This is a genomic window from Actinoallomurus acanthiterrae, assembly GCF_054775715.1.
In genome coordinates this window covers 3,533,488-3,545,970 of sequence record NZ_BAAHCO010000001.1, presented here as the reverse complement: position 1 = coordinate 3,545,970, position 12,483 = coordinate 3,533,488, and the positions used below count along the sequence as shown (strand labels likewise).

The following is a 12,483-nucleotide window of genomic DNA, read 5'->3' as shown; positions in this document are numbered from 1 at the left end:
CGGCCAGGGCGCGGCTCATGAGCGGGCGACGCGCAGGAGGTGGAGGGCGGGCTCGGGAAGCTCGCGGCCGCGCGGCCACACCGCCCGCAGCACCCGGTCGAGCCGCAGCTCGCTGGGCACCTCGACGAGCCGCTCCGCGGCGATGTCGTCCGCGACGACCAAGGCGCTGAGGACGGCCGGCGCGGTGCCCGCCACGGCGGCGGCGCGCAGGGGAGCGCTCGCGCCGAGCTCCAGGGCGGGCTCGGCCGGTCCCCCGTACGACGCCAGCGCGGCCTCGAAGGTCTCGCGGGTGCCCGACCCGGCCTCCCGCAGGAGCAGCGGCGTGCTCGCCAGCTCGACCGGGCGCAGCGGCCGGCGCTTGCGCGCCCACGGGTGCCCCGGCACGACGACGACCACGAGACGGTCCCGGCCGACGGCGCGGCTGTGCAGGTCGCGCGGTGCGCCGCGCCCCTCGATGAAGCCCAGGTCCGCCTCGTCCGCCCGCAGGCGCTCGATCACGTGGGTGCTGTTGGCGACGTTCAGCTCGACGTGGACGCCGGGCGCGGCCTCGCGCAGCGCCACGAGCCAGCCGGGGACGAGGTGCTCGGCGATCGTGAGGCTGGCCGACACCCGGAGGCGGTCCTCCTGGCGGGAGCGCAACGCGGCGACGCCCTCGACGAGCGCGTTCGCCTGGACGAGGACGGCGCGCGCCCAGTCGGTGACCACCGCCCCGGCCGAGGTCAGCCGGGACCCGCTGGTCGAGCGCATGAGGAGCCGCACGCCCAGTCGCCGCTCCAACGTGGACATCCGGGCGCTGGCCGAGGGCTGGCTGATGCCCTGCCGGGCGGCGGCCTGGCCCAGGCTGCCGGTCTCGGCGACGGCCACCAACAGCTCCAGCGCTTCCAGGTCCGGCAGCCGTGAGGTCATAGGGGAACTCTATGACCTGACAGGGAAATGGCTGCTACTGCGGGCGTCGTCCAGGGTCGATGCTGGAAGTCATGTCGATCTCCACGCCGCAGCGACCCGCAGCCGGGTGGCCGAGCGGAGCGTCCCCCGACCGGCGGGCGGAGCCGGTCGGAGCGTCCCCCGACCGGCGGGCCGAGCCGGTCGGAGCGTCCCCCGACCGGCGGGCCGAGCCGGTCGGCGGCGCCACGCCGCCGGCCGCCGGATCACCCCTGCTCCGGCGTGGGCGGACGCTGGCGCCGGGCATCGCGGCCAGTGCCCTCGCCGTGGCGGCGGCGTACGGCGTGCACCGGGTGGCCGGGGCGGTGCCGATGCTCACCGCGGCGCTCATCCTCGGCGTGCTCGCCGCCAATCTCGGGCTGCTGCCCGCGGCGACACGACCGGGCCTGCGCTTCGCCGCGACCAGGTTCATGCGCCTGGGAGTGGTGCTGCTGGGGCTGCAGGTGTCGTTCGGGGACATCCTCGCCCTGGGCGCGCAGACGATCGTCATGGTGGTGACGGTGCTCGTGGTGACGTTCACCGGCACGCGGTGGATGGGCCGCCGGCTGGGCCTGTCCGATCGCCTCTCCCTCCTCGTGGCCGCGGGCTTCTCGATCTGCGGCGCGTCGGCCGTCGCGGCGGTGGACGGCGCGCTCGGCACCCGTCCCGGCGATCCCGAGGCGGAACGCGAGACCGCCACCGCCGTCGGCCTCGTCACGCTGTGCGGCAGCCTGGCCATCGCCGTCCTGCCGCCCATTGCCCACCTGCTGGGCCTGTCGCCGTACGACGCGGGCCGCTGGATCGGCGCCAGCGTGCACGACGTCGGCCAGGTCGTCGCCACGGCGGCCATCGCGGGTTCGGCGGCGCTCGTCCCGGCGGTCGCGGTCAAACTGGTCCGGGTGGTCATGCTCGCGCCGATCGCCGCCGGGGTCGCGCTGCGCACCCGCCGGGGCGCCCGCGCCGACGGGCGAGGTCGGCCCGCGGTGCTGCCGCTGTTCGTGATCGGGTTCCTGGCCACGATGGCGCTCCGCTCGACGGTGACCGTCCCGCACGGCGCCCTGTCCGCCGCGACCGTCGCCCGCGACGTGCTGTTCGCGGCCGCCCTGTTCGGTCTCGGCAGCGCCGTACGCCTCCGGGAGCTCGCCCGAACCGGCCGCCGCGCCCTCCTGCTCGGACTGACGTCCTGGGCGCTGATCGCCGGCATCTCGTACGCGGGCGTCCTGCTCACCTCCAGGTAACGGGATATCGATCGAAGTCCCCGGAAACGCCGACGCGCTAAGGGAACGTTAAGAAACCGGCCGCCCACGGCACCAGCGCGTTAAGACGAGATCCGCGAGGAACGCCCGGAACGAAGATCGCTTCATATCCGCAGCACAGGCATGACGGGTGATGAGGCGATGAGCGTGGTGGCGTCGGGCGGTTCGGCACTGATCAATGCCCGGGAAGCAGGCTCCGACCCGGCCGTGCGCCGCCGGTCGCGGGCTACGACACCGCAGCGGATCTGGGCGCTGACCATCACCGTGGCGGTCCTCGCCGTGGTCCTGACCGCCGTGGTCGCGCAGGGGATCGCCGGGGTACGCGGCGGGCTGCGGGACATCGGGCACCGCTCCGGTCCGCAGGTGGTCGCGACGTCGGACGCCTACTTCGCGCTGAACGACATGGACGCCCAGGTCGCCAACGTGCTGCTGGTCGGCGACGAGCAGAATCTCGGCGTCGGCCGGGACAAGGCGCTGGGCATCTACGAGCAGCGTCGCCGGCAGGCCGACGCGGACCTGCAGCAGGCCGCGGCCGTCGGCGCCGGAGATCCCGCGGCGCAGCGGGCGATCCGCACGGTGCTGGACGCCCTCGGCCGGTACGAGGGCCTGACCGCCCAGGCCATCCTCGTGGACGGCGACGCCCACCACGCGGCGGGCCGGCCGTCACCGACCGCGTTGGGGCTGTACCGGCAGGCCACCGATCTGCTCAAGAAGCAGCTGCTGCCGGCCGCGGCCGGCCTGACCGAGGCGAACTCCGGCGCACTGGAACGCGCCTACCAGGCGAAGCACGCGCAAGCGGTGCGGACCGCGGTCGTGACCGCACTGACCGGTGCCGCCCTGATCGGCGTGCTGATCGGGTTGCAGATCATGCTCGCCCGTCGCTTCCGCCGCCGGTTCAATCCGTTCTTGCTGCTCGCCACCCTGGTCACCGGAATGACACTGGTCGCGGGGGCGAGCACGCTCACCGGCGAGGCCGGGCAGCTGCGGACCGCCAAGAAGGACGCCTTCGACTCCGTTCTGGCGCTCTCGCAGGCGCGCGCGGTCGCGTACGACGCCAACGCCGACGAGAGCCGTTACCTGGTCGACCCCTCGCGCCGACCGGAATACGAAGGGGCGTTCCTGGCCAAGACCCAGCAACTCGCGGCGCTGCCCTCGGTGACCACACTGGCCGGCTACCCGGCCGCGCTGCGCCAGGCGTGGAACGCCTACGGCACCGATCACACGGACATCGGCTGGGGCGGGTACCTGGGGACCGAGTTCCACAACATCACCTTCCCCGGTGAACGAGACCACGCCGAGCGAACCCTGTCCACGTTCCTCACCTACCAGCAGGACGACTCGACGATGCGGGCGCTGGCCCGCCGGGGCAGGCTCCACGACGCGATCCGGTTCAACACCGCCTACACACCCGGCAACTCCAACTACGACTTCGACCAGTACGACAAGAACCTGACCGCGCTGATCGACCTCAACCGGTCCCACTTCGCCACGTCGATCCGTGCCGGAGAGAAGGACCTGAGCGGCTGGAGCCTCATCCCCTGGGCGGCCGCGCTCGGCGTGGCCGCCCTCGCGCTCGCCGGCGTACGCCCGCGTCTCGCCGAATACCGGTGATCGGATCGAACGGAATATTGACAGCCGACCGCGCGGATTTCACGGATTCTTAGCGCCGCACGACGCACTCTTAACACGCAATTGCAATATCGTTCCATTGGTACGCGAACTCTCGTGTTCGCTGCGTGTTGTTTTCGACTTAAGGGGTGCGTCATGAGTCCGGATCCGAATTCGGGAGGCGGGTACGACGTCGCCGCCGCTCCAGAGCGGCTGTGTCGGCTGGGCCGGGACCTGGAGCGGAATACCGACTCCTATTTCGAGCATGCGACGGCCGCCATCCCGGTTGTGCGAGGCACCGAACAGGGCCTGTTCACCTCGACCTGCTACGAGTTCGCGGTGGCCTATGTGGAGGCGGTCGAGTTCATGGCGGAGGAGCTCAGGACGAAAAGGAGTTACCTGGCGCAGATCCACGAGAGGCTCTGCCTGTCGGGGACCGCCTGGGCCGCCGCCGAGGACAAGAGCACCATCAGATCGATATGACGGGGAACGAGGGGAATCGCCGGTGAGTACGAGTTCGCTGGCCGCCGGGAGCGCGCTGAGCGCCGTCACGGCCGCGGCCTTCGTCATCCCCGCAGCATGGCCGCTGGTGGCCGAGATGTTCGAGGACCAGTGCGATCCGGAGGCGATTCTCGACAGCGCGAAGAAGTGGTGGGGCATACGCGATGACCTCAGCGATGCCAGGAACACCGTGCGCAGCACGGTGGCCGGACTCACGCCCGAGGAGTGGAAGGGCGAGGACCGAGCCGCCTTCGAGCGCAAGATGGAAGACTACGAGGCGCAGATCGCATTCGAGATGGCCATGGCGACGGTCGTAGCAGTGGCCATGTTCATCCTCGCGGCGATGCTCTTCATCCTCATCGCGCTCATGGTGATCATCGCGGCCGTCATGCTTTGGAACATGGCGTACGTTCTCCTGGCGATGGCCGGCCTGTTCACCGTCGCCGCCGCCGAGGCGACCGCGTCCCAGGCCGCCGTGACGTGCTTCACCTACCTGGACCGGCTCGACACGCTCGAAGAGCGCATCGCCAAGGGGCTCGCCGGCCTCGTCGGCGCGGTCATGGCCGTGGACGTCGGCGGACAGCTGTTCAAGGGCAACGACAAGGTGCTGGGCGACCTCCTGCACGGCGCCCTCGACAGTGTCGACAACCTCCTGTCGGGGACCCTCTCCCGCCTGGAGCGCGACCTCAACAAGGCGCTCATGAACGGCACCAAGTGGCCCTTCGAGAAATTCGGCTTCACGCCCCGCGCGCTCCCGCGAACGGCGGGAGCCTGGGGCAACGCGACAACGTGGGGCGGCGACCTGTCATTGACCCCCGGAAACATCAGCGACAATCTCCGCGATCGACTTGGCGACTACGACGACGGTCGATGGAATCGATGACACCTGCGCCTGAGAGCAGCTGATTCACACCATCAGCTGTAGGGCGACGGCGCAGCCCAGGACGACGATGCGCAGCGGGTCGGCCACATCGCCGAACGTGACACGGCATCGGCTGGGCGCGCCACCGCCCTGCGGCGTGGTGACCGGGATCCGGCTGATCCACGCGAGTTCGACACCGCCGGAGTCGACGACGGAGTATCGCAGCGCCAACCGTCCCAACGGCCGCAGCTCGCCGAGCGCGCCTCGATGCGCGTCGACCAGCCGGAAGCGGCCTCGGACGGGGTTACGCCACGTCTGCTCGGCCGCTCCCACCGGCGAACCGTCCGGCCCGAGGACGCGGATCCGCCGCCGGGACAGACCGATCCGGCGGGCGTCTGCGATCGAGAACAGCGGCTCGCCGGCCACCCCCCGAACCTCCAGCCGATGTCCCAGCGGCCGTACCCCCCGCTTCCGATTGGCGAACGTGTAGCCGGCGCGGTACAGCCGCTGCCATCGCGACAGCCCCGGCTCGTCAACGGTGGCCAGCACCGTGCCGTTTCCGTCTAACAAGGTCCCCTCCAGCTCCGAGGCGCGGTTGGACCCGTTCACGTCCACGACAGCGCTGGTCAGCAGCTCACTCACAGAGCCTCCCGGGGGCCGGTTCGATGTGGGACGGATCAGCGCTCGACGCCGCGACGCAGCCGGTCCACGAGGGTCAGCATCTCCTGTCCGGTGGACTCGACGACCTCGGACATTCCCTGCAGCGCGCGCCGCATCGCCTCCGGATCCGGCTTGGCCGCCTCGGGCTCGAACTCGGTGCCGAACAGCTCACGGGCCGCTTCCTGCTTTCGCCTCGCGAGGTCGCGCATGGCCTGCCGTGTGAGCTCCCGGATGGTCTCGGCCAGTTCTTCCGAACCGAGCCTCATCGCACGCGGGTCGATGTGCAGCTCCGAAAGCCCTTCGTCAGGAGAGAACGAAAGTCGTATCCTGCCGTCGGCGGTCTCGGCGTGTCCGACCAGACCGGAAACCCGGCGCTGCAGCTCAGCCGCTTTCGACGCCTGCTCCTGAGCCTGGTCGGCCAGGCCGGCAATGTCCAGGCCGAACACCTTGCCCACGTCGGGCAGTTCCACGACGCCTCCTGTCCACGTTCGTCGAGCGGCTGCACGGACAGTACGGCTGTGACCCTTCACGCGCCTGTCGTGCGTCGACCGTTCGCCACCGGAAATCCAGGGTGGACGACAAAGACTATGGGCCGTCCGGTCGCCGCAAAAGGCGCTGCTACGCGGCCATGACGCGGGTAACGAGATCCTTGACAGCTTCCTAACATCAATGGTGATGTGCACCGCTGACGCTCCCGATTTCCGAGTTCGCCCGCAGGGCACACGCCGCGGCACACCCCGGCCGGGCGCTGGGCTGCGGGCATCCGCGTGGCGGACGGCCAGCGACAGTGACCAACGAGACCGCGGTCCCGGTCGACTTCCTGCCGTCTTCTCCTTCAACAGGGCGGCGGCGGGCTCGCTCACGAGCAGCGATCAGGGCGCTCGCGCTCACACGTTCGCGGATCGAGCTTGCACCTCAGCTATTCAGCGTTACTATGTACCAGTAGTCAGTGATGCCAAGTAGTCCGAGGAGGCATGTTCCGTGGGTAAGCAGATGACGGAGATGCTCAAGGGCGTGCTGGAGGGCATCGTCCTGGCGATCCTGTCCGGCCGGCCCGCGTATGGCTACGAGATCACGGCGTGGTTGCGTGATCAGGGCTTCTCCGACATCGCCGAGGGCACCGTCTACGCGCTACTGGTCAGGATCGAGCAGCGCGGCCTCGTCGACGTGGAGAAGGTCCCGTCGGAGAAGGGGCCGCCACGCAAGGTGTTCTCCCTCAACGCGCAGGGACGACAACAGCTCGAAGAGTTCTGGAGGACCTGGAGTTTCCTCGCAGAACGGCTCGAACAACTCCGGAAAGGAGACCGATGACCATGTTCATCTCAAAGGTGATCGGCGACAAGCGGCAATGGCGACAGTACAAGGCGCGCACCAGAAGGCTTCCCGAGGACTATCGCGAGGCGATCGAAGCGCTGGAGCGGTACCTGAACTATGCAGGTGGGGGGACGGCGCCGGCTGGGCTTCGATGTTGGAGGACCTTGCCGATCTGTTCGAGCAGAGCGCGAGGGACGGAACCCCGATCCGCGAGATCTTCGGGGAGGACCCCGTGGAGTTCGTGGAGACGTTCGTTGCGAACTACCCGGAGGGGCGATGGCGAGCCCGGGAGCGGGAACGGTTCATCAGCGCCATCGAGCGCGCCGCCGGCGAAGGCACCGGAAATCAAGAGCGGACAGTCTGAGGACGACACCGCAAGTCCAGGCGATCCTGGTTTGCAGACGAGGCCTTCGCGCCCCCGCTCGGCAACGGGTACCGATCTCCGCCGAACGGCGCGGTAGCCAGGATCAACTTCCGGTCGCCGGGACCGGCTGAGCCGCGCGTCCGGCAATCACGCGCTCAGCAACACACGTCCACTCAATAATCACGCACGCAACAAGGGGAGTTTTGTCATGCCTTCATTCGCCACGCCAGAGCCGATCAGGGCCTGAAGAAAGGCAAACCAATGGCCAACACGCAGTCCGCCTGGACCGGAATGGTGCCGGTCGACGACACCGCCCTGGCCGTCACCGATACCGGCGGCCCCGGTATCCCTGTGGTGTATCTCAACGGCCAGTTCGCCACTCAGGGGTACTGGTTGCGGGTCATCGCCGAACTCGGCAGCGACTACCGGCACATCACCTACGACGAGCGGGGCCGCGGCAAGAAATCGAAGCGTTCGGCGGACTATTCCTTCGAGGCCGTCGTCCGGGATGTCGATGCCGTTCTGGCGGCCCGGGGTGTGGATCAGGCGCTGGTGGTGGGCTGGTCCTACGGGGCGTTCGTCGCGGCGCACTGGGCCAGCCGGAATCCCGACCGTTGCCTGGGCGCGGTCCTGGTCGACGGCGCACAACCCTACGACTGGCTCGACGAGTCCATGGAGCAGCGGATCCGGAAGCTGTTCCGGCGGATGGGCTGGTTCATGCCGCTGCTGCGCCCGACGGGCCTGACCCCGCGGATGAATGCCGAACAGATGGCGAACAGCAACATCGAGCTCGGCCGGCTCGCCCGCAAGGCGGAGCTGGGTCCCGTGCTGGACGACATCACCGTCCCGGCGCGGTAGGTGGTCGCTTCGGGGAACTCCTTCGGAAGCAAGGGTGATGGGCAAGAACGGATCCGTGCCAGCCTCGATGGGGTGATCGCCCGCAACCCGAACATCGAAATCAGCGCGAAGGTCGCCAGCAACCACGGCGCGATCCTCAAAAAGGACTTCCCGGCCATCGCCGAGGCCGTACGCGAGGTCGCCGCCCTCGACCGCGGCAGGCGCTGACGACACGACCATCACACCGGCTGACCGACGAACCACGACCGCGACGCCTCCGGCAACCGGCAATACGCAAACGTTCGGCGCCTCGCTCTCAGCCGACGTCGCGGATAAGGAGATCCGTCTCGGTCTCGCGGCGGATCAGCAGGCGGCTCTCTCCCGCCCGCACGCCGACGACGGGTGGCCTGGGGACCAGGTTGTAGTTGGAGGCCATGGAATGGTGGTAGGCGCCGGTGGAGGCGCTGGCGAGCAGGTCTCCCGGGCGCAGGTCCGCCGGTAGCTCCGCGTCCTCGACGAGCACGTCGCCCGCCTCGCAGTGCCGTCCGGCGACGGTGACGAATCGCTGCCCTGGAGCGGCGTGCCGACCGACCAGCCGTATCGAGTACCGGGCGCCGTACAGGCTCGGCCGCGGATTGTCACTCATGCCCCCGTTGACGGTGACGAAGACACGGCCGGCCGCGGTGTGCTTGACCCCGAGGACCCGGTAGAGGGTGACGCCGGCGCGGGCGCTGATGGTACGGCCCGGTTCGAGGGTGACCCGTGGCATGGGGATCCGGTGGGAGTCGCAGGCCGACCGGAGCGCGGCGATCAGGGGTTCGGCCAGGGTGCACGGGTCGAGGCCGTGTTCGCCCTGCAGGTACGGTACGGCGAAGCCGCCGCCCAGGTCGAGGTGGGGCAACACCACGCCGTGTTCGTCCCGGATGGCCGCGAGCAGGCCGGCCATCCGGCGGGCAGCCTGCTGGTAGGCGGTGATGCCAGTGATCTGCGATCCGATGTGGCAGTGCAGGCCGATCAGGGCGAGTGCGGGCTGGGCGAGGACCCGGCGTACGGCTTCGGCGGCAGCACCGGACGCCAGGGAGAAGCCGAATTTCTGTTCCTCGACGCCGGTCGCCACTGCCCGGTGGGTGTGCCCGTCCACACCGGGCGTCACACGGATCAGCACCTGCTGGGCGGGCCCGTCCCGGCCGGTGAGGGCGGCCAGCCGGGTGATCTCGGAGAGACAGTCGACGACGATGCGGCTCACGCCGTAGGACAGGGCGGCTCGCAGGTCCTCCGGGGTCTTACCGTTGCCGTGCATGAGGATCCGCTCCGCCGGGAACCGCACCGATCGCGCCACGGCGAGTTCACCGGCCGAACAGACGTCGAGCTCGAGCCCTTCCTCGGCGATCCACCGCGCCATGGCGCGGCACAGGAAGGCCTTGCCGGCGTAGGCGATCTCGGCGTCCGGGAACCGCGGCGGAAGTCCCGGCAGCGTTGCCGTACGTCGAGCTCGTCCATGACATGGACCGGGCTGCCGTATCGCTCGGCGATGTCGCTCAGCCGCACGCCGCCGACCATGACGTCGCCGTCCGGGGTGGCCCGTGCCGTCGCCGGCCAGATCGCGTGGTCGAGCGTGTTCCGTTCCCGGGTCAGAACCATGGGAGTCCCCTCCTAGAGAATTTCGCGCAGCAGCAGGCAGGTGTTGGTCTGCTCGGCACCCTGGTGGCGCAGGGCGCGCAGTTCGGCGGTGAGCTCGTCGAGACCCGCGGTGGTGAGGCGGATCTCGTAGTCGCAGTCGCCGCTGAGCGACCAGACCCCCCGTACGGCCGGCCGGTCGCGCAGCCAGGTCTCGAACGATTCCGGCGGCACCTGGTCCGCCATCCGGACCCGGACGAGGGCGATCACCGCCACGGCCTGCAGCGGGGCGGTCATCGGTCCACCGTCTGCGCCGTCGCCGGCCTGGGGACGTTCCGCACCGGCGTCGGCCGGTTGACGTCGGCGGCGACCAGCACCGGATCGATCTGGATCCGGTCGACGCCCAGTGGGGACAGGAGGCCGCGCAGAGCGTGCTCGCTCAGCCGGATCCATACCTGCCCGGGTCCGGAAGCGGCTCGCAGGGCCGCGAGGCCGGTGAAGGCCACCCCGACACGTGGGCCCGTGGGAAGCCGCGCGGTCAGCGGCGTCAGCGTGCCCGCCGAGGAACGGCGGACCGGGACGAAGAGCGGATCAGGGGGGTCATCGAACTCTTCCATGACCTTGTGCTTCCTTTCACAAGCAGCCGACGACCTCACGGTAGGCCCAGGAAGAGGCGATATGCGGTCCCGCCACGGCATCCGCACAGGGGGAACGCCATCCCTAACATCGCCTTAATGCCCGAGGGCGGAGGTCGTATCGCGCGGCGGTTGACCCTGACGCAGGGGCAACCTTTCACCATCGTCGGCATGACCACGAAAGCCGATGAGAGCGGCGACGCGACGATGCGGCACTACACGGTCCACCACGACGGCGTCACGATCCCGGTGTCCCACGGCGGCCGGGGACGGCCGCTGGTCCTGTGTCCCGGGCTGAACTCGACCCAGGCCTACCTGCGCGAGCTGACCGAGCTGCTGCGGCGCGACCACGACGTGGTGACCTTCGACCTCAGGGGTCATGGCCTCGCCTCGGCCGCCGACCGGTACACCTTCGAGGCGTTCCTCAGCGATCTCGTCGCCGTGCTGGCGGAGCCGGCGCTGCCCTCGCCTCCCGTGCTCGTGGGCTACTCGCTGGGTGCGGACCTGGCCGTGCACTATGCCTCCGAGCATCCCGGCACCGTCGCCGAACTCGTTCTCATCGACGGGGCGAACCCGGTGCCCGAGCCGTTCATCACCGAGGCCGACCTGCCGGAGTTCCGCGCGATGTGGGAGGACCTGGCGCGGCGGCAGAAGGCCGAGTGGGGCACCGCGCGTCAGGTGTTGCTCACCGCCCAGGAGATCCTCGACCTGAATGTCGAGATCGATGTGGTCCGGTCCGGCGTCCTCGACCGTTATCGGAAGATCGACCGTCCGATCAGCATGATCATGTCGACCTCGATGGCCGGCGACAGCGGCGATCGGCGTGCGGCGCGGTACAACCAGAACTGGCGTGCCGGCGTCGAGTGGCTCGTCCACGAGCAGCCGCACATCTCCACTTACTGGCTCGACGCCGATCACGGGCTGGTCTTCACCCACGCCCCGGAGATCGCCCAGATCATCCGGAGCACACAAGGCCCAGCCGGCTCCTGAACGGCTCCTGGGAGAGTGGTCTGATGCTGACCATCGGCGAGCTGGCGTCGTACGCCGGTGTGACGGTGCGCGCGGTACGGCACTATCACGCCAAGGGACTGCTGCCGGAGCCGGAGCGGGATCACTCCGGCTATCGGAGATACGACGCCGGCGCCGTGATCGAGCTGATCAAGATCCGGACCCTAGCCGAGGCAGGCGTCCCGCTGGCGCGGGTGCGGGAGCTGCTGCAGGCCGACGAGGAGGAGTTCGCCGCAGCGGTCGCGGACATCGACGAACGGCTGCGAGCCGAGATCCGCCAACGGCAGCGGCACCGAGAGCGGATCGCCCGGCTCGCCGCCGGGGACAGCCTGGTACTGCCACCGGAGGTGGTCGAATATCTCGACCGGCTGCGGGCGCTCGGAGTCGACGAACGGATCGTCCAGGTCGAACGCGACGGCTGGATCCCGCTGGCCGCGCGCTCGCCCGAGCGAGTCCCGGAGTGGACGGCGCGCAAGCGAGAGCAGCTCGCCGACCGGCAACTCATTGGCTTCTACCTCGCCCTGGGCCGGGCTCTCGATCGGGCCGACGACGACCCACGGCTGGTCGAGCTGGCCGACGAGCTGGCCGCCTACATAACGCAGCTGGCCGACGAGCAGGGCGAGGACTACGTCGACGACACCGACATCGCGCCACCGTTGGTCACGCTGATGGACACACTGGCGTTCGACGCCTTGCCGCCAGCCGCCGGCTGATCGAGCTGCTGAAGGAGCGAGGCTGGACCGGCTGGACCAAGCTCGAGCGCGCGGACCCGATGACCAGAACACCGCGACGTTATCGGTGACCGCGGGCGGTGCGATCCGTCACTCGATCCCCTCGAGGACCGTGAGCACCACGTGTCCGGCCGACCTGTGGCGATGCCTGCTACACAGGAAGAGGGGG

16 protein-coding genes are annotated in these 12,483 nt (G+C 69.7%); 10 read left to right on the top strand and 6 right to left on the bottom strand.

From position 1 onward, the window contains the following. Positions 1-15: 15 nt before the first annotated feature. Entirely contained in the window at positions 16-906 is an 891-nt protein-coding gene (locus ACYVF7_RS17295) for a LysR substrate-binding domain-containing protein (protein ID WP_460341085.1), read from the bottom strand. Between the two features lie 71 nt (positions 907-977). Here ACYVF7_RS17295 and ACYVF7_RS17290 point away from each other — a divergent pair, with 71 nt between their 5' ends. The 4 genes from ACYVF7_RS17290 (at position 978) to ACYVF7_RS17275 (ending at position 5,169) form a co-directional block, all read left to right on the top strand. After that, positions 978-2,159: a YeiH family protein gene (locus tag ACYVF7_RS17290; protein WP_460341082.1), complete on the top strand. Its 1,182-nt coding sequence runs from the start codon at positions 978-980 to the stop codon at positions 2,157-2,159. Positions 2,160-2,300: 141 nt separating this feature from the next. Beyond that, the gene (locus tag ACYVF7_RS17285; protein WP_460341079.1) at positions 2,301-3,788 is read left to right on the top strand and encodes a hypothetical protein; all 1,488 of its coding nucleotides are present in this window, start codon (positions 2,301-2,303) and stop codon (positions 3,786-3,788) included. Positions 3,789-3,941: 153 nt separating this feature from the next. Further along, positions 3,942-4,268: a hypothetical protein gene (locus ACYVF7_RS17280; RefSeq protein ID WP_460341076.1), complete on the top strand. Its 327-nt coding sequence runs from the start codon at positions 3,942-3,944 to the stop codon at positions 4,266-4,268. Positions 4,269-4,290: 22 nt separating this feature from the next. Then, a complete protein-coding gene (locus ACYVF7_RS17275) occupies positions 4,291-5,169 on the top strand; it encodes a hypothetical protein (RefSeq protein WP_460341073.1) in 879 nt (292 codons plus the stop codon). Between the two features lie 24 nt (positions 5,170-5,193). Here ACYVF7_RS17275 and ACYVF7_RS17270 read toward each other — a convergent pair whose 3' ends face one another. Both ACYVF7_RS17270 and ACYVF7_RS17265 read right to left on the bottom strand, forming a co-directional pair. After that, entirely contained in the window at positions 5,194-5,790 is a 597-nt protein-coding gene (locus tag ACYVF7_RS17270; RefSeq protein ID WP_460341070.1) for a hypothetical protein, read from the bottom strand. Between the two features lie 35 nt (positions 5,791-5,825). Further along, positions 5,826-6,278, bottom strand: coding sequence for a YbaB/EbfC family nucleoid-associated protein (locus tag ACYVF7_RS17265; RefSeq protein WP_460341067.1), 453 nt, complete (start codon positions 6,276-6,278; stop codon positions 5,826-5,828). A 511-nt stretch (positions 6,279-6,789) separates the two neighbouring features. On the opposite strand from ACYVF7_RS17265, the gene ACYVF7_RS17260 reads away from it, so the two are divergent. The 4 genes from ACYVF7_RS17260 (at position 6,790) to ACYVF7_RS17245 (ending at position 8,551) form a co-directional block, all read left to right on the top strand. Beyond that, positions 6,790-7,119 (top strand): PadR family transcriptional regulator, encoded by a 330-nt coding sequence (locus ACYVF7_RS17260; protein WP_460341064.1) that lies wholly within the window; start codon positions 6,790-6,792, stop codon positions 7,117-7,119. A 154-nt stretch (positions 7,120-7,273) separates the two neighbouring features. Further along, complete coding sequence (locus ACYVF7_RS17255; RefSeq protein ID WP_460341061.1) at positions 7,274-7,486, top strand: hypothetical protein; 213 nt, start codon at positions 7,274-7,276, stop codon at positions 7,484-7,486. A 261-nt stretch (positions 7,487-7,747) separates the two neighbouring features. Further along, a complete protein-coding gene (locus ACYVF7_RS17250) occupies positions 7,748-8,344 on the top strand; it encodes an alpha/beta fold hydrolase (RefSeq protein WP_460341058.1) in 597 nt (198 codons plus the stop codon). 72 nt (positions 8,345-8,416) lie between these two features. Continuing rightward, a complete protein-coding gene (locus ACYVF7_RS17245; protein WP_460341055.1) occupies positions 8,417-8,551 on the top strand; it encodes a hypothetical protein in 135 nt (44 codons plus the stop codon). Positions 8,552-8,639: 88 nt separating this feature from the next. Here the strand turns inward: ACYVF7_RS17245 and lysA are convergent, their stop codons facing one another. From lysA to ACYVF7_RS17230, 3 genes are all read right to left on the bottom strand, one after another. Beyond that, the gene (gene lysA, locus ACYVF7_RS17240; RefSeq protein ID WP_460341052.1) at positions 8,640-9,725 is read right to left on the bottom strand and encodes a diaminopimelate decarboxylase; all 1,086 of its coding nucleotides are present in this window, start codon (positions 9,723-9,725) and stop codon (positions 8,640-8,642) included. A gap of 251 nt (positions 9,726-9,976) precedes the next feature. Continuing rightward, positions 9,977-10,237, bottom strand: a complete 261-nt coding sequence (locus ACYVF7_RS17235; RefSeq protein WP_460341049.1) for an Lrp/AsnC ligand binding domain-containing protein — start codon at positions 10,235-10,237, stop codon at positions 9,977-9,979. Then, complete coding sequence (locus ACYVF7_RS17230) at positions 10,234-10,557, bottom strand: SAV_915 family protein (RefSeq protein ID WP_460341047.1); 324 nt, start codon at positions 10,555-10,557, stop codon at positions 10,234-10,236. The genes ACYVF7_RS17235 and ACYVF7_RS17230 overlap by 4 nt, the downstream gene beginning before the upstream one ends. 189 nt (positions 10,558-10,746) lie before the next feature. Between ACYVF7_RS17230 and ACYVF7_RS17225 the strand changes: the two genes are divergently transcribed. Both ACYVF7_RS17225 and ACYVF7_RS17220 read left to right on the top strand, forming a co-directional pair. Then, entirely contained in the window at positions 10,747-11,565 is an 819-nt protein-coding gene (locus ACYVF7_RS17225) for an alpha/beta fold hydrolase (protein WP_460341044.1), read from the top strand. Positions 11,566-11,588: 23 nt separating this feature from the next. Next, complete coding sequence (locus ACYVF7_RS17220) at positions 11,589-12,296, top strand: MerR family transcriptional regulator (protein WP_460341041.1); 708 nt, start codon at positions 11,589-11,591, stop codon at positions 12,294-12,296. The last annotated feature ends 187 nt before the right edge of the window (positions 12,297-12,483 follow it).

Excerpts from the sequence above, each read along its gene's own strand:
- ACYVF7_RS17235 (WP_460341049.1), bottom strand. The coding sequence starts at position 10,237 with ATGACCGCCCCGCTGCAGGCCGTGGCGGTGATCGCCCTCGTCCGGGTC.
- lysA (WP_460341052.1), bottom strand. The coding sequence starts at position 9,725 with ATGGCGCGGTGGATCGCCGAGGAAGGGCTCGAGCTCGACGTCTGTTCG.
- ACYVF7_RS17250 (WP_460341058.1), top strand. The coding sequence starts at position 7,748 with ATGGCCAACACGCAGTCCGCCTGGACCGGAATGGTGCCGGTCGACGAC.
- ACYVF7_RS17225 (WP_460341044.1), top strand. The coding sequence starts at position 10,747 with ATGACCACGAAAGCCGATGAGAGCGGCGACGCGACGATGCGGCACTAC.
- ACYVF7_RS17255 (WP_460341061.1), top strand. The coding sequence starts at position 7,274 with ATGTTGGAGGACCTTGCCGATCTGTTCGAGCAGAGCGCGAGGGACGGA.
- ACYVF7_RS17295 (WP_460341085.1), bottom strand. The coding sequence starts at position 906 with ATGACCTCACGGCTGCCGGACCTGGAAGCGCTGGAGCTGTTGGTGGCC.
- ACYVF7_RS17280 (WP_460341076.1), top strand. The coding sequence starts at position 3,942 with ATGAGTCCGGATCCGAATTCGGGAGGCGGGTACGACGTCGCCGCCGCT.
- ACYVF7_RS17230 (WP_460341047.1), bottom strand. The coding sequence starts at position 10,557 with ATGGAAGAGTTCGATGACCCCCCTGATCCGCTCTTCGTCCCGGTCCGC.
- ACYVF7_RS17290 (WP_460341082.1), top strand. The coding sequence starts at position 978 with ATGTCGATCTCCACGCCGCAGCGACCCGCAGCCGGGTGGCCGAGCGGA.
- ACYVF7_RS17220 (WP_460341041.1), top strand. The coding sequence starts at position 11,589 with ATGCTGACCATCGGCGAGCTGGCGTCGTACGCCGGTGTGACGGTGCGC.
- ACYVF7_RS17285 (WP_460341079.1), top strand. The coding sequence starts at position 2,301 with ATGACGGGTGATGAGGCGATGAGCGTGGTGGCGTCGGGCGGTTCGGCA.